Annotated in this window: 18 protein-coding genes; 1 reads left to right on the top strand and 17 read right to left on the bottom strand. The window is 62.8% G+C overall.

The features are described from left to right. Window positions 1-90: 90 nt before the first annotated feature. Window positions 91-1,272: a 23S rRNA (uracil(1939)-C(5))-methyltransferase RlmD gene (rlmD, locus tag DXV50_RS08960; RefSeq protein ID WP_117205852.1), complete on the top strand. Its 1,182-nt coding sequence runs from the start codon at window positions 91-93 to the stop codon at window positions 1,270-1,272. A 747-nt stretch (window positions 1,273-2,019) separates the two neighbouring features. On the opposite strand, the gene DXV50_RS08955 is transcribed toward rlmD, so the two are convergent. The 17 genes from DXV50_RS08955 to DXV50_RS08875 all read right to left on the bottom strand — a co-directional run bounded on the left by DXV50_RS08955 (window position 2,020) and on the right by DXV50_RS08875 (window position 18,375). Continuing rightward, window positions 2,020-3,294, bottom strand: coding sequence for an ATP-binding protein (locus tag DXV50_RS08955; protein WP_117205851.1), 1,275 nt, complete (start codon window positions 3,292-3,294; stop codon window positions 2,020-2,022). Window positions 3,295-3,651: 357 nt separating this feature from the next. Then, a complete protein-coding gene (locus DXV50_RS08950) occupies window positions 3,652-4,356 on the bottom strand; it encodes an L-ribulose-5-phosphate 4-epimerase (RefSeq protein WP_117205850.1) in 705 nt (234 codons plus the stop codon). Window positions 4,357-4,454: 98 nt separating this feature from the next. Next, window positions 4,455-4,928, bottom strand: a complete 474-nt coding sequence (locus DXV50_RS08945) for a PTS sugar transporter subunit IIA (protein WP_117205849.1) — start codon at window positions 4,926-4,928, stop codon at window positions 4,455-4,457. Between the two features lie 59 nt (window positions 4,929-4,987). After that, a complete protein-coding gene (locus DXV50_RS08940; protein ID WP_117205848.1) occupies window positions 4,988-5,869 on the bottom strand; it encodes a class II fructose-bisphosphate aldolase in 882 nt (293 codons plus the stop codon). Window positions 5,870-5,958: 89 nt separating this feature from the next. Next, on the bottom strand, window positions 5,959-6,642 hold the full coding sequence (locus tag DXV50_RS08935) for a class II aldolase/adducin family protein (protein ID WP_117205847.1): 684 nt from the start codon (window positions 6,640-6,642) through the stop codon (window positions 5,959-5,961). Then, on the bottom strand, window positions 6,643-7,242 hold the full coding sequence (locus DXV50_RS08930; RefSeq protein ID WP_117205846.1) for a hypothetical protein: 600 nt from the start codon (window positions 7,240-7,242) through the stop codon (window positions 6,643-6,645). 98 nt (window positions 7,243-7,340) lie between these two features. Beyond that, window positions 7,341-8,726 (bottom strand): PTS galactitol transporter subunit IIC, encoded by a 1,386-nt coding sequence (locus DXV50_RS08925; protein ID WP_117205845.1) that lies wholly within the window; start codon window positions 8,724-8,726, stop codon window positions 7,341-7,343. A 124-nt stretch (window positions 8,727-8,850) separates the two neighbouring features. Further along, the gene (locus DXV50_RS08920) at window positions 8,851-9,150 is read right to left on the bottom strand and encodes a PTS sugar transporter subunit IIB (protein ID WP_117205844.1); all 300 of its coding nucleotides are present in this window, start codon (window positions 9,148-9,150) and stop codon (window positions 8,851-8,853) included. 71 nt (window positions 9,151-9,221) lie between these two features. Next, complete coding sequence (locus DXV50_RS08915) at window positions 9,222-9,743, bottom strand: YjbQ family protein (RefSeq protein WP_117205843.1); 522 nt, start codon at window positions 9,741-9,743, stop codon at window positions 9,222-9,224. A gap of 3 nt (window positions 9,744-9,746) precedes the next feature. After that, a complete protein-coding gene (locus DXV50_RS08910) occupies window positions 9,747-10,451 on the bottom strand; it encodes a triose-phosphate isomerase (protein WP_117205842.1) in 705 nt (234 codons plus the stop codon). A 200-nt stretch (window positions 10,452-10,651) separates the two neighbouring features. Beyond that, window positions 10,652-11,479, bottom strand: coding sequence for a GntR family transcriptional regulator (locus DXV50_RS08905; protein ID WP_232817503.1), 828 nt, complete (start codon window positions 11,477-11,479; stop codon window positions 10,652-10,654). A 173-nt stretch (window positions 11,480-11,652) separates the two neighbouring features. Continuing rightward, entirely contained in the window at window positions 11,653-12,351 is a 699-nt protein-coding gene (gene purN / locus DXV50_RS08900) for a phosphoribosylglycinamide formyltransferase (RefSeq protein WP_117205841.1), read from the bottom strand. Then, window positions 12,348-13,418, bottom strand: coding sequence for a phosphoribosylformylglycinamidine cyclo-ligase (gene purM, locus DXV50_RS08895; RefSeq protein ID WP_117205840.1), 1,071 nt, complete (start codon window positions 13,416-13,418; stop codon window positions 12,348-12,350). The genes purN and purM overlap by 4 nt, the downstream gene beginning before the upstream one ends. Window position 13,419: 1 nt before the next feature. Further along, window positions 13,420-14,973, bottom strand: coding sequence for an amidophosphoribosyltransferase (gene purF, locus DXV50_RS08890; RefSeq protein WP_117205839.1), 1,554 nt, complete (start codon window positions 14,971-14,973; stop codon window positions 13,420-13,422). 23 nt (window positions 14,974-14,996) lie between these two features. Further along, window positions 14,997-16,043, bottom strand: coding sequence for a class B sortase (srtB, locus tag DXV50_RS08885; protein ID WP_117205838.1), 1,047 nt, complete (start codon window positions 16,041-16,043; stop codon window positions 14,997-14,999). A gap of 3 nt (window positions 16,044-16,046) precedes the next feature. Continuing rightward, window positions 16,047-16,508: a 5-(carboxyamino)imidazole ribonucleotide mutase gene (gene purE / locus DXV50_RS08880; protein WP_117205837.1), complete on the bottom strand. Its 462-nt coding sequence runs from the start codon at window positions 16,506-16,508 to the stop codon at window positions 16,047-16,049. Between the two features lie 202 nt (window positions 16,509-16,710). Continuing rightward, entirely contained in the window at window positions 16,711-18,375 is a 1,665-nt protein-coding gene (locus DXV50_RS08875; RefSeq protein ID WP_157967001.1) for a DUF6273 domain-containing protein, read from the bottom strand. Window positions 18,376-18,421: the final 46 nt, after the last annotated feature.

Here is an 18,421-nt window from a genome sequence, read left to right as displayed (position 1 = left end):
AGTTGATCTTGTACGACCGCGCTCCGATGGAGCCCGGAGGCGCTCGTGTCCGTGTATGCTTGAACGCACGACGTCAACGAGGGGATTCACATGGGCTTTCGCACCTACACATGCAAGATCGCGCGCAACTGCGGAGGCTGCGAGTGGCTGAGCGTGCCCTACCCCATCCAGCTGCGACGCAAGCAGGAGCAGGTCGAATCCCTTCTGGGCGACATGGCCGCCAGCTGCGGCGCGCGCATCGACAAGATCTGCGGCGTCGCCGGCGAGCCCCTGGCCTACCGCCACAAGGCTGCCACGCCCTTTGCCCCCGCCGGCCACGGACGCATCCGCTGCGGCTTCTACGCCGCAGGCACCCACCGCATCATTCCCTGCGAGAAGTGCCTGGTCGAGGACCCCCGCGCCCGCAAGATCCTCAACGGCGTGGCACGCGTTGCCGAGTGCCTGCACATTCCCGCCTATGAGGAGGACCGCAGCATCGGCGTCCTTCGCCACGCGGTGGTGCGCTGCGGCTATGCCACCGACGACGTGCTGCTCACGCTGGTGACCAACGTTCCCGAGCTGCGCGGACCCGACCGCGTGGTGGCCGCCTTGCGCGAGGAGTGCCCCGAGGTCACGAGCATCGTCCAGAACGTCAACCCGCGCAGGACCAACGCCATCCTCGGCAAGCAGAACCGGACCCTGTGGGGCACCGGCGTCATGCACGACAAGCTGCTTGGCTGCACCTTTGAGATTGGCCCCTCGAGCTTCTACCAGACCAACCCCGAGCAGACCGAGGTCCTCTACCAGCTGGCCCTTGACGCAGCGGACCTCGAGGGTGGCATGAGCGTGCTGGATGCCTACTGCGGAACGGGCACCATCGGAATCTGCGCCGCTGCCGCAAACAGCGGCGTCGAGGTCACGGGCGTCGAGCGCGTAGCCAGCGCCGTCAGGTGCGCCGAGCGAAACGCGCGGGCAAACGGCGTTGCCGAGCGCTGTGACTTTGTGGCCGCCGACGCCACCGAGTGGATGTCGAAAAAGGCCGGCGAGAGGCACTTTGACGTGGTTCTCATGGATCCGCCTCGCGCAGGCAGCACGCCCGAGTTTCTCCACGGAGTGGCTGACCTGGCCCCCGAGCGCGTGGTCTACGTCAGCTGCAACGTTCAGACGCAGGCACGCGACCTCGAGGTTCTTCTTGGCCGCGGCTACACGCTGCGCAGCGTGACGCCCGTGGACATGTTCCCCCACACCAAGCACGTCGAGTGCGTGGCAACGCTGCGCCGCGTGCGCAGGTAGGAGCCCTAGCCCACATTGACATAATGCGGGATCACATCCGAGCCCTCGTGGACATGATTCTGGCCGACTAGGTCGCACGCGGGCCCTCGCACCTTAACCTGCAGACCCCTGGCGAGCTGTTTGCCGCCCAGGCTCTGCAAACGCTGCATAAAACTCGCCTTAGTGCGAGTCTTGTGGCGCCGGCTGCGCCGAACCCCGCTTAGTGCGAGTGGCCTTTCGGCCCTTCCGCAAGGCGGGCAGCAACTTTATGCAATGGCAGCCGTCGTCAACAGGCCTTTCATACGAAAAATATACATTACATTTCTTATATTGTCTCCAATCGCCAAAACAGGATTCGCACTAAGCGGGGTTCTGCGCACACTTTCCGTTTCGACTCGCACTAAAGGCAGTTCTATGCCGAGAAACGACGGCATGGTCCGATCGAGCGGATGACTCAGCGGAATCGTCGCGCTATTACCCAATTTCAACTATGGGATAAGAAGGAAGAGGGACATTTTCTTGACCGTCGGATCATTCGGGTCCCAACCCATCGGGAAGCAGGCAAACCTGCGAAAAGGACTCAGAGTCCTCAAGCTATCCGGACCGTCCTTCCGTTGCATACGGAGCGACGTTGAGCTCTTTATACTCGCCAGCACTGCATGGAAGGAGCAGCCTAAGGCTGCTTCCCGCCTCAGCCGGTTCACTTTTGGCCCGCATTGAAACTGCCTCTACCCGACAGCCACGAGCCAACACAATCGGCTTCATCCCTCAGAACGAACCGTCAAGGAAAAAGTCTTTCGCTTGGATGATTCTGATGCCTTCCGCATCCGCTTCGTACCTTCCCTGGCGTACGATAACGCACTTCTCGTACGCGTCTCGAATTGAACGCAGCGGCCCAAGCTCTCGCTCCCGCGTCTTGTCCGACATCATCTCGTCCGTGACCTGAAGGTAAACGGTCCTCCCATCCTTAACCGCAACAAAGTCAACCTCTTTGTCGTAGAGCTTGCCAACATGAACTCGCCACCCCATATAGAGCAGCTGCAAATAGACCGCGTTCTCAAATAGCCGTCCCATGTCGGTTGATCTGTATCCGCCCAAATAAGACCTGATGCCAAGGTCAACGATGTATTCCTTGGGATTTGTTCTCAGTATTTCCTTGCCGTGAAGGTCATAGCGGTCCGCCTTGTAATACAGATATGCCTCATTGAGCGCCCTAACATAGGAGTCGACGGTCTTGTTCGTTGTCTTCGACCCTGCTGACGTCAGCGAATCGGCTATCCGCTTCATAGAAAGACAGTTTCCGATATTGTCACCGAGAAACGCAGCCACCTTTTCGAGAAGCGCGGCATCCATCACCTTGCTTTGCCCAAGGCTCCTCTCCCTGTTAAGCACGTCCCTCGTCACCACGGCGTCATAGAGACCTGCGGTGTAGATGGAGTGGGCCTCTTGCGTTAGGTCCAAAGAGGCAATCGCGGGCATGCCGCCATAAGTCAGATAGCGCTCGAGAATATCGTCGAACAGGACAACGCTTCCATCTGGAGCTATGGCCGCAGAAGATGCACCTAACGACAAGCCACAAAACTCAAGGTACTCGCCCAGCATGAGGGGCAGCATCTTAATCTCAACGTATCTTCCCGACAAATAGGTTGAAAGCTCGCTCGAAAGTAGATACGCATTTGATCCTGTAAGGTAAATATCACAGTCGAAATCAACCCTCATGGCATTTACGGCGAGCTGCCAGCCATCTATACGCTGGGGCTCGTCAAGGAAGATGTACGTTTTACCGTTGGGAGATAGCCTCTCTCGAAAGTAGGCATACAAGTCCTCCTTGGTTGCGACGGGACACGCCATGCTCTCGAGATTGAGTGAAACGAAAGCTCGGCCTTCCACATCTTCCGACTCGATTTTTCCTCGCACAAGGGCCAGCAGGCTCGATTTGCCGCAACGACGAACGCCCGTAATCACCTTGATGAGATCCGTATCGCGGAACATGAGCGCACGGTCCAAGTAAGTTGCGCGGCTCACAAGACGAGGCTTCGCCATATCTGCTCCCAAAACTTAAATCAGATTTGTTTTTTGGGAGTATAGCATGGTAACTAGTTAGCTTTCCAATCCGACAGAGTTGCCGATGCAAGTAAGCACCGTAGCAGCCGCGCCATTCTCCCTGCCTCGCGCGGGACGTGGCAACAAGACACCCATATGACATGTTGCAGCGTGTGTCGGAGCCGGAACGCCAACGCAAAAAAGCGGCCAGGTTATCTGACCTGGCCGCATAAGACTCGTCGCTCTGCGCACTACGCCCGAACGTGGAAGCTCCTCCCGAGCTCCTCCGCGAAGAGGCCCCTCAACCGCTCCGCGTCGTTACCAACCACGTTCTTTGGTAGGGCGTAGATTGTCAGGCTACTGCTGTCCGTACGTCGCGTTGGGACCGTGCTTCCGCAGGTAGTGCTTATCCTGAAGATACTGAGGCGCCGGGCCACAGTGCGGGGCAAGGATCTCTGTATCGCGGGCAATCTTGGCACACTCCTCAAGAACCGCCGCATGGTAGACGGCCTTCTTGGCGTCCTTTCCCCAGCTAAACGGGCCGTGGTTGCGCACGAGAACCGCGGGCACGGCAACGGGGTCAATGTCGCGCTCCTCAAAGCCGGTAGCAATGACCTTACCCGTGTTGAGCTCGTAGGCCTCCCCGATCTCCTCTTTCGTCAGTCCCCTCATGCAAGGGACGGGTCCATAGAAGTAGTCGGCGTGCGTCGTGCCGTAGGCGGGAAGGTCACGCCCCGCCTGCGCCCATGCGGTGGCGGCAGAGGAGTGCGTGTGAACCACGCCATGGATGCCCCTGTCTGCCCAGGAGCGATAGATCCATGCATGCGTGTCCGTGTCACTCGAGGGGTTCAGATCACCCTCAACGCGCTTTCCGTCAAGGTCGCAGACAACCAACTTCTCTGGCGTCAGCTCGTCATAGGCAACTCCGGAGGGCTTAATCACAAACAGTCCCGTCTCGGGATCAAACTCCGAGGCATTGCCCCACGTGAAGATGACAAGCCCCAAGTGAGGCAACTGCATGTTTGCCTCGTAGACCTTCTCGCGCAGCTCCTTGAGCATCATTTGGACTCCCCTTTCTCGAGAAATGCAAGAACCCGCCCGCAACGGCACGGGCCGAAGCGAACGGGTCCTCGCGTTGTATCAGGACGACGCGGACTTGCCTACTCCGCGCAGTACTTGATGACGGTGTCAACCATGCCCTGAGGCGTGGTCTGGGCCATGATGTCCGCAGAGGCGGCGTCATCGATGAAGATGCCCAGGAAAGCCTGGAGAACGGCGACCTGGCCCTCCTCGTGAGCCAGCAGGCCGAGGTTGACGATGAGCTGGGCGTTCACAAGGCCGGTATCAGCCATGCCGTCAAACTCGATGGGGTTCTTCGGCTTGATGATGGCAATGTAGGGCTTGTTGAGGTGCTGCGGGTCCACGTGCGGCAGGGCAACGGAGATCGAGGTGCACTCAAGGCCGGTGGGGTAGTTCTTCTCGCGCTCAAGAATGGCGTCAAGCCAGGAGTCCTTGACGTAGCCGCCCTCCTTGAGCTTCTCGCCAAGCTTGGTGAAGAAGTCGATGCGGTCGGTGGCCTCAAAGTCAAAGAAGACGAGCTCGGGCTTCAGAAGATCGGTCTCAATGGCAGACATGCGTCAGTCCCTTCGGGTTTTGGTGGGCAAAGGCCTTGTGCTGGCAGGTGGCAGAATCGCTAAGCCACGGGGTCGGCGCCGTTGGCGAAGACCTTGATGACGGAGGTGAAGTCCTCGTAGAGGCGCTGGTAGGCTGCCATGGTCATGTCGTGCCAGTAGACGTTGGCGTCGGCGTTCTTGGACTTGAAGTCGGCAATGACCTGCTGGACGGCCTCGCCGGCGTACTTCACGCCGTAGGTGTAGTAGTTGATCTTGCGGATGCCGGCGTCGATGGCCTTGCGGTAGTCGTCGTCGGAGACGCCGGAGCCGCCGTGCATGACCAGGGGCACGTTGTTGCGCTTGCGGATCTCGGTCAGGACGTCGAAGTTGAGGTGCGGCTCGCCCTTGTAGATGCCGTGGACGGTGCCGAAGGAGCAGGCCAGGATGTCAAGGCCAGTCTCCTTGATGAACTCGTCGGCCTGCTCGGGGTCGGTGTAGACGGCCTCGGAGACGTGGTCGTTCTCGTGACCGACGCCATTCTCGCGGGTGCCCATGCTGCCGAGCTCGCACTCAAGGCCGCAGTCAAAGCTGGCGCACATGTCGGCGGCACGCTGGGAGTTCTCAATGTTGACCTCATAGGGCTCCATGGAGCCGTCGTACATGGCACCGGTGAAGCCCATCTCGAGGGCACGACGCATGTAGGAGAGGTTCTCGCAGTGGTCGAGGTGCACGCAGACCATGGCGCTGGAGCGCTCGGCCAGGGCAACCATGGTCGGGCCCATGGCATCGAGCGGCGTAAAGGCGTCGTGACCCTCGGCGTGGGAGAGAATGACCGGATAGCCGGTCTCCTCGGCAGCGTCCAGGGCGGCGCGGGTGGCCTCGAGGCTCGGCACGTTGAACGAGGCGATGGCCATGTTCTTCTGCTCGGCGATGGCGCAGATGTCTCGGAGGTTGACGATCATTTGGTTTCCCTTCTCATGTCCTTGCTGGCGATAAGAGCAAACGGCCCGGCCCGCCGTGCCACCGCAGGTGCGGGCCGGACCGCCGCCTGTTAGTTGTTCTTTGCGGCCTCGGCGGCGTCGCGCTCGTTGAGGGTGACCTGGCCATAGCGGTGGAAGACGGCAACGGCCTCGTCGATCTGCTCCTGCGTCATGGTTGCCATCGGCAGGCCAGTGGAAAGGGCAACCTGGATGGTCTTGCAGGCCTCCTCGAGGTAGACGCAGGCAAAGAGCGCCTGGCGTAGGTCGCGGCCGACGGCGATGACGCCGTGGTGCTTGAGGACGACGGCGAGACGGTCGCCGATTGCCTTGACGGCCTCGACGCCCATGGCGAGGTTGCCAGGGTCGCCGTAGGCAGCCACGTTGACCGGGCCCTCGGTGGCATTGGCAAGCGTGGAGAGGTTGCAGGGAATCTCGTCCATGACCAGGCCAAGACCGGTGGCGTAGGGCTGGTGGGTGTGGATGACGGCGTTGACCTTGGGCATGTTCTTGTAGATGTAGAGCAGGGCCTCGGTGTCGACGGACGCCTTGCGCGTGCCCTCGATGATGTTGCCGTCGAGGTCGACGACGAGCATGTCGTCAGCGACCATCTCGTCGTAAATCATGCCGGACGGGGTGACGATAACCTCGCCGGAGGGCATGCGCCAGCTCAGGTTGCCGCCGGACAGCGCGATGAGACCATAGCGGTCCATCTTGAGCGCATAGTCCAGCATCTGCTGCTTTTCCTTCTCGAACATCTACTTCTCCCTCGACTTTCTTGTGAGCGTATCGCCTTTGCCCGTAAGGACCGCCTTGAGCACGCGGCTCCTGTTCTGGGACTTCTGCTTATGACGTCCGTAGCCGAACGTCTTCACGTACTCCTCGTTGGTACGGCGCGCGCGTGCCTTGAGGGTGTCCGGGTGAATCTCGTACTCGAGGTCGCGAAGGCGACCGAAGAGCTCCTGGCCATCGGTGAAGGTCTTGGTGGAGAGCCAGAAGCGGCCATGCAGTGCGTTGTGGTCGCCAACGCGCAGGTACATCTTTCCCGACGAGGGATACTCGCGGACGCGGAACTCGTGGAGATCAGAGAGCTTGTAGCTCTGGGCTTTTCCAAAGAGCTCGAAGCTGATCTGGTCGTCGGAAAGGGTGACCGAGTGCGCATAGCAGCGTGCCACAAAGGTGTTCCACACCTGGTAGAGCGCAGCAACGGCGAAGACGACGTACAGGCCCCACATGTTGTATGCGTTGGTGTAGATCAGCCAGGCGCATGCGAAGAAGATCAGAACGCAGAAGGCTCCCTCGGCCTTCACTTCCATGGTGAAGTACGGCTCCTGGTACGTGTAGGTCTTCGACTCCATTGTTGCCTCTCATAAATGGGGTCCGCACCAAGACTGATACGGACCCCATGCGGTTATAGCAAGTAGTGTCTATCTGTCAGAGCATGGGGAGGCTGTGCCTAGTTGGCGCTCTCCTCAGCAGCCTCAGCCTCGTGGAGCTCAGCGGCCTCCTTGAGGATGCGCTTGCGGTTCCAGAGGGCCAGGATGATGGCGATGACACCGGTGATGCCAAGGCCAGCGATACCCAGGAAGCTGGAAGCACGGACGATGACCCAGGTCAGCGGGTTAGCACCGTCGCAGATGGAGGAAATCTGAGCAGCACCGCCCATGTCGAACTGCACGTTGGCAGCAGCGGTGGTGATGAGCGGAGCAAGGTCGGTAGCAATGTAGAGGCCGATGGCCAGGACAATGATGCCGATGATGATGCCGCGGAAGCCGTTGTTGTGCACGCACGGGGTGATCAGGACGAACATCCAGGGGATGACGGCGAGGTCAGCGAAGGGCAGGACCGTGTTGCCAGGAAGCAGGACGGCCAGGAAGATGCACAGCGGGACCAGGACGAAGGAGATGGCCAGCGTAACGGGGTGGCCAACGCCGACGGCGGAGTCAAGACCGATGTAGATCTTGCCGCGGTTGGAGAAGCGCTTCTCGACGAAGTCAGAGGCAGCGTCGGAGACGGGCAGCAGGCCCTCCATGAGCAGGGAGGCCATACGCGGGATGAGGACCAGGACGGCGCCCAGGGAGACGGCGAGCTGGAGGACACCGGTGACGTCGTAGCCGGCGAGGACGCCGATGACGAGGCCGATGACGGTGCCGATGATCATGGGCTCACCGAAGACGCCGAACTTCTCCTGAAGCATGTCGGTGTTGACATCGATGTCGCGGATGCCGGGGATCTTGTCGAAGATCCAGTTGAAGAGCATGGCGATAGGAGCGTAAGCGGTGGTGAAGCCGTGAGGCAGGGACACGCCGGGCATGGAGAGGGACTCCTCAACCAGCGGAGCGGTGTAGTCGCCGAGGACCATGATGATGATCATGTTGATGATGGCGGCAGCGAAGCCCATCATGATGTTGTCGGTGACGATGGCAACGAGGGCACCGGTGAAGGCGAAGTGCCAGTAGTCCCAGATGTCGACGTCGACGGTCTGCGTGGTGTTGGTGAGCAGCATCACGATGTTGACGACGAGGCCGAGCGGGATGATGAGCATGCCGACGTTGGAGCCCATGGCGATGGCGGCAGCGGCGGGCCAGCCGACGTCAACCGTGGTCAGGGACAGGCCGAAGCGAGCGACCATGTCGGAGGCTGCCGGGGCAAGCGTGGTTCCCAGAAGGCTGTTGATGACGAGGTTCAGGCCGATGAAGCCGATGCCGACCGTGAGGCCAGCACGAAGGCTCTTGCCGAAGCCCGCACCAAAGCAGCAGCCAAGAATAGTCAGGAGGATCGGCATCATAACGGAGACGCCCAGGCCCTGAATGAAGGAGAAGACACTAAGGATTGCGTCCATGTGACCTTACTTCCTTTCTTTCCTTGCTCTCCTTGTGTACGTTACGAAACTCTGAACAGCTAAAGACACTTTTTGACTCGACGGCTAGCTTTCAGCTCGCCGAGAATCCGCTGAGGTTGGATGCCTACTCGGCAGCCATGAGCTCCAGGATGGCCTTGTTGGGGACATCGGTGCCGCGACCGGTGAGGTAGGGGATGCCGTTGACGTAGGGGCACTTGAGGCCGGCGGGAGCCATGGTGGTGGCCACCAGGAAGTCGTAGTTCACGGACTGAGCGGGGCACTCGGAGATCTTGTACTGGGTGATCTCGTACTGGCCCTTGTAGCCGTTCTCGTCGAGCATGGCCTCGACCTTCTTGCGGACGGCGGTGGAGGTGCAGATGCCAGAGCCGCAAGCGAACATGATGCGCTTCTTACCGTTTGCCATTTGAATCATTCCTCCTAGTCGCGCGGACGAGCCGCGCCTTGATTTGGGACCTTGCTCATTGGCGAGAAGGTCTACTCTCCAACAACGATAACGCGAACCTTGCGGGTGCGCTCGCGAGTGCGGTCGTAGTCAACGAAAAAGATGCTGGCCAGGCCGTTCATCTGGAGCTTGCCGTCGGCAACCTCGAAGGTCTGGTTGCCACCGACGATGGTGGAGCGCAGGTGGGCGTCGCCGTTCCAGAGCATGGTGCGGTCGCCACCAGGCAGGTAGGACGCCGCGCTCGGCCAGGACTCGACCTCCTCGAAGTGATCCAGGCCCGGGTAGCGGTAGGTGCTCCAGTCGTGCTGCTCGGGGAAGATCTTGTTCAGGCCGTCAGAGAGGTCGGCCTGCAGGAAGGTGTCACCCGTCGGGGTGGTGTCGTGGTCATACTCTTCGGAGAAGACCGCACAGGTGGTGTGAGCGGAGATGACGGTAACGATGCCCTCCTTGACGCCGGACTCGGCGACGATGTCGGCAACGCCCTTGGTCACGTCGATGTAGGTGGGCTTGCCGGCGAGGGTGTCAACGGTAATCTGACCCTTGTAGACAGTCATCTGCTAGTCCTCCTTGCAGAAGTCGGTGCGGGCACGGTCCAGGGCCTCGAACATCTCGTCCAGCGTGGCGAAGGGGTCCTCGGCGGCAACGATGCCGGAGGTGCCGCCCGTGCCGTCGGCGCCGTACTTGATGGCGTCGTAGACGTTGGCGCCGTTGTGGATGCCAGCGGCCTGCAGGACCTGGGTCTCGGGGGAGACGGCCTTGACGGCCTCGGTGGAGCCGCGCATGTAGTCCTCGCCGGCGACCTGGCCGGTGCCGATGAGGCTGGTGAGCTCGCAGACCATTACGTCGGGGTGAAGCTCGGCGATGGCCTTGCCCTCCTCGACGGAGTCAGCGCAGACGACGGTCAGGATGCCGACCTCGTTGGCGCGGGCGATGGTGGCAGCCAGCTCGTGAACGGTCATGGGGTTCTCGGCGTGGTTGAGGAAGGTGGCCTTGACGCCGGCGGCGGCCAGAGCCTCGGGCAGGACGTGGCCCATGCCACGGCCCGGCTTCAGGCTCTCCATGAACTGCGCGCAGGGAACGAGATGCGGGCAGTCGGCGATGATCTTGGGAAGGTCGATGAGCTGCGCGGTGAACAGGCAGTCAAAGTCGTACTTCTCGCAGAGCTCGTCCGTCTTCTTGGCAAGCTTGTAGATCTCCTCGCCATACAGATAGGACTTGGGGTTGACGACAAAGAACGGCTTCCTGAGCTTGAACTTCTCCATATGGCACCTCTTGTCTTGTGCGGCCTTTCGGCCAGCTTCCCGGCAAATCTGCACACCAACTTGTTCAGTTCAGTGTGAACAAGAACTTGTATAGCGGTCAGTGGACAAGTTTTTGCTGGAAACGTGAAGACAAGCGGCGAACGGTATCAAACCATCCATAAACGGGAGCCCATCGTTCATTGGTGTACCCAATCAGACGGCTACTCCGGCTGGTAGGCCTTGCTCACGATGGCCTGCCCCGGCGTGAGCCAGGTGCTGCTCCACTCGATGGCGACGCCGTTCTCCAGGTGGATGTTCTGCTCGAGCACCAGCACTGCGGCAGACTCTTCGCACCCCAGCATGCGGCCGTGCTCCTTGCCTGCCACGCGTGCACGATAGCGCATGTCAGAGTACCTGATCTTCTTGCCAGAGCACATCTCTACGGCATCAAACATTGATGTAGTAGCATAGTCGACCTCGTCAAGGCCGGGACAGGCCCTGAGGTTGGACCAGCTCTCCTGACAAAGGACGGGCTCACCGTCCACCGTTCGAAGGCGACGGAGCAGAAGGACGTTGTCGGTGGTCTCAAGGCCAAGCTCGCGGGCAACGTCGGCGGGCGCCTTGGTCACGCGCCTCTCTATGACGTGCGTGACGTAGTCCTTTCCCTGCTGCCTGAGCGACTCCGCAAAGGAGAGCGGTCTCATCCCCGCAGGATGCGTTATCTCGGGCTTGGCGACAAAGGTCCCCCGCCCGTGCCTTTGCACCAGAAGGCCCTCGTCAACAAGCGACTTGATTGCCCGGCGAACGGTTCCGCGCGATACGCCAAACAGTGACATCAGGTCATGCTCTGACGGAATACGACTGGAGACCGCCCACTGCTTTGAGTAAATCTTCTCGCGGAGAAGGTCGGCGAGCTGGACGTGCTTTGGGGTTGCGCTCGACATGCTGAGTCCCGGCATGAGGAGGTCAGCCGCCGTCGGGGCAAAGGGCTGACGCACGGAACTTTCGCTTGTCGCAATCTTTGTGACGTCCTCGGAAGGGGGGCACATGTCGTTCTTCTCACTCGCGCGGGTCTTGTACAACATAAGTTGTACTGTACATGTCCATAGACAAGTCGGCGCCATCAATTCCGCACTCCATACGGACTGTGCGGTGGACGGCAAAAACACCGGCCCAAGAATGGCCTGGGCCGGTGTTGCGCACAAGATGAATTGGAGTGTCCCTACCGCGGGTCTACCGAGACCTTGCCGTTCTCCCCTACGTGAACGCGTCCGGCGGCGAGAAGACCCACCACCTCGGGGTAGAGCTCGTGCTCGATCTGGTGGATGTGGGCCTCGAGCTCGTCCACGTCCCAGCCCTCCTCCACCGTCAGCGCGCGCTGGGCGATGATGGGGCCGCAGTCGTACTTGTCGTCGGCAAAGTGGACGGTCACGCCCGTCACCTTGACGCCGTAGTCAAAGGCGTCCTGGATGGCGTGCGCGCCCTTGAAGCTGGGCAGCAGCGCCGGGTGGATGTTGACCACGCGGTTGGGAAAGCTCGCCAGCAGAGGCTCGTGCACCATGCGCATGTAGCCGGCCATGATGACATACTGACAGCCATGGGCTTTGAGCTCGGCGGCAATGACCTCGTCGGCGGCAATGGGGTCGGCGTAGATCTCCTTGCTGAGGGTCAGCGTCTGGATGCCGGCGGCCTCGGCGCGCTTGAGGCCGTAGGCGCTCGGGCGCGAGCTCACCACCAGGCCAATGCGCGCGTTCAGGCTGCCGTCGGAAATGCGGTCGATAAGCGCCTGGAGGTTGGTGCCGCTTCCGCTGATGAGGACGCCGATGGTCAGAGGCTCCGCCTGGGACGCAGCAGCCTCCACGGGCTTCTCGTCATCCTCAACAAGGCGACAGACGCCGCCCTCGCAGCTCCAGTGGCTCATCGATAGGTCACCTTGCCCTCGCCCGGCACGCACTCGCCCATCACGAACGGCTTGAAGCCCTCGGCCTCGAGCTTGGCCACGACCTCGTCCTTGTCCTCCGGAGAGCAGATGATGCTCATGCCGACGCCCATGTTGAAGGTCTTGTAGGCCTCGTCCGAGGTGAGGCCGGCGGCCTTGACCATGTACGGGATGACGGGCGGCATGTCCCAGGCGGGACCGTCCTCGCCGCCGCGGTAGACCACGGCGTCAACGTCAGCCGGCAGGGCGCGGTTGAGGTTCTCGGTGATGCCGCCGCCGGTGATGTGGGCCATGGCGTGAATGGGGGCGCCGGCCTTGAGCGCGCGAACAAGACCGCCCGCGTAGATGGTCGTGGGGCGCAGGACGGCGTCGGCCAGGCTCTCTCCGCCCAGCTCTGCCAGGGGCTCGTTGAGCTCCTCGACGGTCTTGCCCTCGATGGCGACCTTACGCACCAGGGAGTAGCCGTTGGAGTGGATGCCGGAGCTGGGCAGGCCGAGGATGACGTCACCCACCTTGACCTTCTCGGGCCCGATCATCTTGGGGCGGTCGACGACGCCCACCACAAAGCCGGCCAGGTCGTAGTCATCGGGATTCATGACGCCGGGATGCTCGGCCATCTCTCCGCCCACCAGGGCGCAGCCGGACTTCTTGCAGCCCTCGGCAATGCCCGCCACGATCTGGGCCACGTGCTCCGCGCGCAGCTTGCCGATGGCCACGTAGTCCAGGAAGAAGAGGGGCTCGGCGCCGATGGGCACCACGTCGTCCACGCACATGGCCACGAGGTCCTCGCCCACCGTGTCGTGGCGGTCGAGCAGCTGGGCAATGGCCAGCTTGGTGCCCACGCCGTCGGTGCCAGAGACCAGCACCGGGTCCTCCATGTCCTTGAAGCCCTTCATGGAGAAGCAGCTTCCGAATCCGCCGAGGCCGCCGATGACCTCGGGGCGGTTGGTGGCCTTGACTGCGTCCTTGATGCAGTCGACAGCGCGGGCACCCTCGTCCACATCAACGCCGGCGTCGGCGTAGGTCACGTGCTTGGGCTGGTCAGCCATGCTAGTTCTCCTTCTCTTCAAGGTTGAGGACGTCTTCGAGGTTCATCTTGGACTCGGCGCTCACCGGGTTCAGGTTGTTGGGCTCGTAGCCGGGGAGGAACTTCTCCTCGTAGAACGTGCGCGGGATGGCGACGGGGTACTCGCCGTTGAAGCAGGCCTTGCAGTAGCCCACCCCCTCAGGCACGCAGGCCATGAGGCCCTCCAGCGAGAGGAAGCCCACGGAATCCGCGCCAATGTGGTCGCGGATCTCCTCCAGCGTCATGTTTGCGGCAATGAGCTGGTCCTGGTCAGCCGTGTCGATGCCGTAGAAGCACGGCCAGGTGACCATGGGACTGGCGCTGCGCACGTGGACCTCCGTGGCGCCGGCCTCCTTGAGCAGGCGCACGATCTGCGCGGACGTGGTGCCGCGGACGATGGAGTCGTCCACCATGACCAGGCGCTTGCCGCGCACGACGTCTGCCAGCGCGTTGAGCTTGAGGCGCACGCCCATCTCGCGCAGCTCCTGCGTGGGGGCAATGAAGGTGCGGGCCACGTAGCGGTTCTTGATGAGGCCCGTGCCGTAGGGAATGCCGGACTCCTCCGCAAATCCCTCGGCCGCCGGCGTGCCGGAGTCGGGCACGGAGATGACCAGGTCGGCGTCGACGGGAGTCTCCTGCGCAAGGCGGCGGCCCATGTTGTGACGCACCAGGTAGATGGAGCTGCCATCCTTGACGGAGTCAGGACGCGAGAAGTAGACGTGCTCAAAGATGCAGTTGGCCGGGGTGCGCGGGCGGCAGCCCATCTCGGAGCGAAAGCCATCGTCGGAGATGCGGATGATCTCCCCGGGGGCAACCTCACGCACGTAGGTGGCGCCGGCAATGTCCAGCGCGCACGTCTCGCTGGCCACGACCCAGCCGGCGCCGTCGTCCAGCTTGCCCAGGACCAGCGGGCGGATGCCGTGCGGGTCGCGGAAAGCGTAGAGGGCGTTCTCGCGCACCAGGACCATGGCGTAGCCGCCCTCGAGCATGCGCATCGTGTGCGCGATGCCCGTGCGCAGGCGGTGCCCGCGCTGGGTGAAGTAGCCGATGAGCTTGGCGGCCACCTCGGAGTCGGTGTTTGACCTGAAGGGAATACCCATCTCGATGAGCTCGTGGCGCAGGGAGTCAAAGTTGACCAGCGTGCCGTTGTGGGCCAGGGCAATGATCACGTCGTTGATCATGGAGAGGTGTGGCTGCGCGGACTCCCAGCCCTTGGCGCCCGCCGTGCCGTAGCGGCAGTGGCCGCAGGCCACCTTGCCAGGCATGGCGGAGAGATCCGCGTCGGTGAAGACCTGCGTAACCAGGCCCAGGTCCTTGCGGACGAGGACGGTCTTGCCGTCGCCCACGGCGATGCCGGCGGAGTCCTGGCCGCGGTGCTGCAGGGCCCGCAGGCCAAAGTAGGTGATGCGGGCCACGTCGCGGCCGGGTGCCCAGACGCCAAAGACGCCGCACTCCTCATGGAGCTTGTCGTCGGGCTCGGGAGCGTCCTGGGCGGCTGGGGCCGACGGGCGGACGTACTTCTCGACGTTGCTTGTCACGAAGCTCGTTCCTCTCTTGGGGGCTAGTTGGACGTTGCGGCGGCGTCCGCGGCGGCGGAGGCCTTGGGCACGCAGACCAGGATGGTGCGGCCCGTCTCGTTGTTGGTGTAGTTGCAGGTGCAGAGCGTGAGAACCTTGTCCGCGCCGGCTATGAGCGCGTCGGCGTCGGAGCGCTTGGCCACGGCCTTGCCCAGAAGGCCCGCCAGGTAGGTATGGAAGTCGTCGTCAGAGGCAAAGGAGAACTGGCGGACGTTGGCGTCGTTCTCGTCCGTTTTGTAGAGCATGAGGGGCTCCAGCTCGTAGTTTGCGTCCTCCGTGACGTACCAGACGGTGCTCACGGAGTCAAAGTACTCCTGGTTCTCCATGTCGGCGATGGGCTTGAACATGGCACCGTTGCGCAGGTGGTGGCCGTAGATGATGGACTGGGCGTCCTGCATGCCCGGCGCGGCGTTCTCTGCGTCAAGGAAGATCTGGCCGCCCAGCGAGTAACTGCCCTCCGCGTTGGTGTGGAGGTACTCGTCGTTGTCCGCGCCCTGGTAGACAGGGAAGTTGACCACCGTGTTGGGAATCTGGACCCAGCCGACCACATCCTGGTTGACCGCCTTGAGGGACGCCCAGTCAACCACGGGCGCCTCGCTGCCCTTGGGGTCGATGGTGGCGTACGCGGCGAGCTTCTCGTTGATCTGGTCCTGCTCGTGGTACTGCCACTGGTTGTAGCCCCACATGCCGGCCGCCACAAGGATGAGGATGACGCCCAGCGCAAACAGGACGCCGGAGATGATGCGGTTGCGACGACGCTTGGGGTTGTTCTCGCGCCGGCCAGAGAGGTCGTACGGGTCCGTGCGCCTTCCATGACGAGAAGAGCCCGCGTCGGCGTTGGCCGAGGTCACCGGCACAAAGCCCTGGGCCGCGCGCCCGGCGTTGGCGGCCGCGTGGGGGTTTCCGACCGGAGCGTGGTAGGACTCGTCGCCGCCGCGATGCGCAGGCGTGCTCACCGGCGTGTGGGCGCCGGCCGCAGCGTCCCGACCGCGGCGGGGCCTCTCCTCGGGCTCCTTGAAGTGGGACGCCATGGGCTAGGCCTCAGCCATCTGCTGCTTGAAGTCCACCATCTTCTGGCGGTACTCGGGCAGCGTGGCGCCCAAGATCTGGGTGGCGTAGATGGCCGCATTCTTTGCACCGTTGATGGCCACGCAGGCCACCGGGACGCCGGAGGGCATCTGGACCATGGAAAGCAGGGAGTCAAGGCCGCCCAGGTCAGAGGTCTTCATGGGCACGCCGATGATGGGCAGCGGAGTATAGGCGGCAACGACTCCGCCCAAGTGGGCAGCCTTGCCGGCTGCAGCGATGATGACCTTGAGGCCGCGGTCCGCAGCGGTGGAGGCCCACTCGTGGACCTTCGCAGGGTTGCGGTGGGCGCTGGCAATGACCAGCTCGTACGGCACGCCCAGCTCCTCGAGCTGCTTGGTGCACGCCTCCATGGTGGGCAGGTCGGACTTGGAACCCATGATGATGCCAACCAGCGGCTGGTCTGCCATAAGACGCTCCTCCCGTTTGCGCGACGCTTTTGCGTGACGCGCGTTTATCGCCATTCGGTCTTCAGTATACGCGAGGCAAGGCTTCCGGCCAGACGGCTTGGGAACTCGTCACAGTACCGTTAACCTCGTCTTTTGTCTGCGAGGTTGACCTTTTGTTAGCGCGTGGCGAGGCGGGGAGCCGCCGGCGAGAGGCGCTTCTCGCCTAGAGACAGAAGCCCATGAGGATGGCGTGCTCGGTGGCAGGCAGGTGAGAGTACCAGGGCTCGCCGGACTCGCTCACGCAGAGGTAGTACTGGGCGTTGAGCGGGTCGATGGAGCGCAGCCACCAATAGGCGTCCGAGCCCTTGGTACCCAGGATGGAGTAGGCGCCACCCCACTGGACGCCCTCGTCCGAGAAGAGCTGGTACTGGTCGCCCTCGGCAACGTAGGAGTCAGAGCGCTTCATGCCTGCGGTCAGCTTGCCCACCACTTCGGAGAACGAGGGCACCCACAGCTTGTCGCTCACGGACGTGGCAGTCGCGGACTCGTAGCCAACTGTCTTCTTGGAGACCTCGACAACCTTGGAGGAGACCTCGTCGGGCAGCTCGGACAGCAGGGTGTCGTTCATCCAGGCGCGAAGCTCGCTGCCCTCCCAGCCGGAGTAGGTCCCCGTCTGAGAGACATAGTGCGTTGCCGCGGCGTCCTCCGAGATCATGGTGATGCCGGCCTTGCCGGAGCCGTCCGCGCAATCGTCCTGACGGAAGCCTACGATGCGCATGGTCACGGTCTTGCCATCGCTGAACTGCAGCTTCTTGGTCTGCTTGCCGTCGAGCTTGCCCGAGGCGGTGCACAGGTTGTGCTTCTTGGCAATCTCCATGGCAGCGGAGTCGCTGTCTGCAGAGGCAATCTGGGCGGAGAGCTCGGAGAGCTCGTCCCAGCTGTAGTCCTCCACGGAGGACTTCACGACCACGGAGTCCGTCGCGTCGTTTCCGCCGTCGGTGGGGTCGGAGCTAGCATCGCCAGCTTCGCCCTTGGGGGTGGTCTGGCCCGGAGCCTCCGTGGGCGCCTGGGCCGGACGGTTCATGGCGCCAACGGCCACCACGCCAACTATGGCAATGACCACAACCGCCGCAATGGCGGCAATCGTGCGGCGAGAAACCCCCGGCCTGGCAGGGGCGGCAACGGACGCGCTCTGGGCAGCGGGCATCCTGAGCTGCGCGGTTGCATTGGGGTCGACAGGCGCGGCCGGCTCCTCGGCTTCGGGCGCAAGGGCCTGCTCGGCCGCAAGGCGGTCGGCTTCCACAGCGGCAGCTCGCTCGGCTGCGGCCGCCGCACGCTCGGCCTCGCGACGCTCCCGCTCCTCGCGCTTGGCCTGGGCGCGCTGCTCCCTGGCCTCCTTGCGACGGCGCTGCTCCTCCTCGCGCTCGCGGCGGCGGGCGTCGCGCGCCTCCTCCTCGGAAGAAAGGTCGGTCCCGGCATTGGCTGCGGGATACTTGTCCCAGGTTGCCTGATCCGTCGCGAGAGCCGCCTCATCCTCGCGCTGCTCGCGCGGAAGCTCCGGGTCGGGTGCGGGAGGAACCTGCGCCGCAAGGTCTGCCAGCGAAGAGGCCCGCTTGGGCTTGCTCGTCCCCGGCTGCGCGGGCGAGAAGCCCGGGCGCGGCTCGTAGGGCCTCGGCGCCCTCATGGAGCGAGGCATTGCGCGCGGCGCGGGAGCCATGGGCACAAAGGGAACGGCACCGGCAGAGAGCGGCTGCTCAAGCGGCTTGGGCGCGGGAATGGCCTCGCCGGCGGCAGGGTCCGGCGCGGCATCGGAACTCACCGGCGCACCGCACTTCTCGCAGAAGCGCGCCTCGTCAGAGATTTCTGCCCCACAGTTGTTGCACTTCACAGCGGCCCTCCTGCCCCCTCGTGCCAGTTGCTCCCCATCATACTTG

It is taken from the genome of Paratractidigestivibacter faecalis, assembly GCF_003416765.1.
GTDB classification, from domain to species: domain Bacteria; phylum Actinomycetota; class Coriobacteriia; order Coriobacteriales; family Atopobiaceae; genus Paratractidigestivibacter; species Paratractidigestivibacter faecalis.
Note: the sequence above shows the minus strand (reverse complement) of the source record. Positions and strands in the feature narration are given on the sequence as shown.

Coding starts and splice junctions, on each gene's coding strand:
- rlmD (WP_117205852.1), top strand. CDS start 91: ATGGGCTTTCGCACCTACACATGCAAGATCGCGCGCAACTGCGGAGGC.
- DXV50_RS08955 (WP_117205851.1), bottom strand. CDS start 3,294: ATGGCGAAGCCTCGTCTTGTGAGCCGCGCAACTTACTTGGACCGTGCG.
- DXV50_RS08950 (WP_117205850.1), bottom strand. CDS start 4,356: ATGATGCTCAAGGAGCTGCGCGAGAAGGTCTACGAGGCAAACATGCAG.
- DXV50_RS08945 (WP_117205849.1), bottom strand. CDS start 4,928: ATGTCTGCCATTGAGACCGATCTTCTGAAGCCCGAGCTCGTCTTCTTT.
- DXV50_RS08940 (WP_117205848.1), bottom strand. CDS start 5,869: ATGATCGTCAACCTCCGAGACATCTGCGCCATCGCCGAGCAGAAGAAC.
- DXV50_RS08935 (WP_117205847.1), bottom strand. CDS start 6,642: ATGTTCGAGAAGGAAAAGCAGCAGATGCTGGACTATGCGCTCAAGATG.
- DXV50_RS08930 (WP_117205846.1), bottom strand. CDS start 7,242: ATGGAGTCGAAGACCTACACGTACCAGGAGCCGTACTTCACCATGGAA.
- DXV50_RS08925 (WP_117205845.1), bottom strand. CDS start 8,726: ATGGACGCAATCCTTAGTGTCTTCTCCTTCATTCAGGGCCTGGGCGTC.
- DXV50_RS08920 (WP_117205844.1), bottom strand. CDS start 9,150: ATGGCAAACGGTAAGAAGCGCATCATGTTCGCTTGCGGCTCTGGCATC.
- DXV50_RS08915 (WP_117205843.1), bottom strand. CDS start 9,743: ATGACTGTCTACAAGGGTCAGATTACCGTTGACACCCTCGCCGGCAAG.
- DXV50_RS08910 (WP_117205842.1), bottom strand. CDS start 10,451: ATGGAGAAGTTCAAGCTCAGGAAGCCGTTCTTTGTCGTCAACCCCAAG.
- DXV50_RS08905 (WP_232817503.1), bottom strand. CDS start 11,479: ATGTGCCCCCCTTCCGAGGACGTCACAAAGATTGCGACAAGCGAAAGT.
- purN (WP_117205841.1), bottom strand. CDS start 12,351: ATGAGCCACTGGAGCTGCGAGGGCGGCGTCTGTCGCCTTGTTGAGGAT.
- purM (WP_117205840.1), bottom strand. CDS start 13,418: ATGGCTGACCAGCCCAAGCACGTGACCTACGCCGACGCCGGCGTTGAT.
- srtB (WP_117205838.1), bottom strand. CDS start 16,043: ATGGCGTCCCACTTCAAGGAGCCCGAGGAGAGGCCCCGCCGCGGTCGG.
- purE (WP_117205837.1), bottom strand. CDS start 16,508: ATGGCAGACCAGCCGCTGGTTGGCATCATCATGGGTTCCAAGTCCGAC.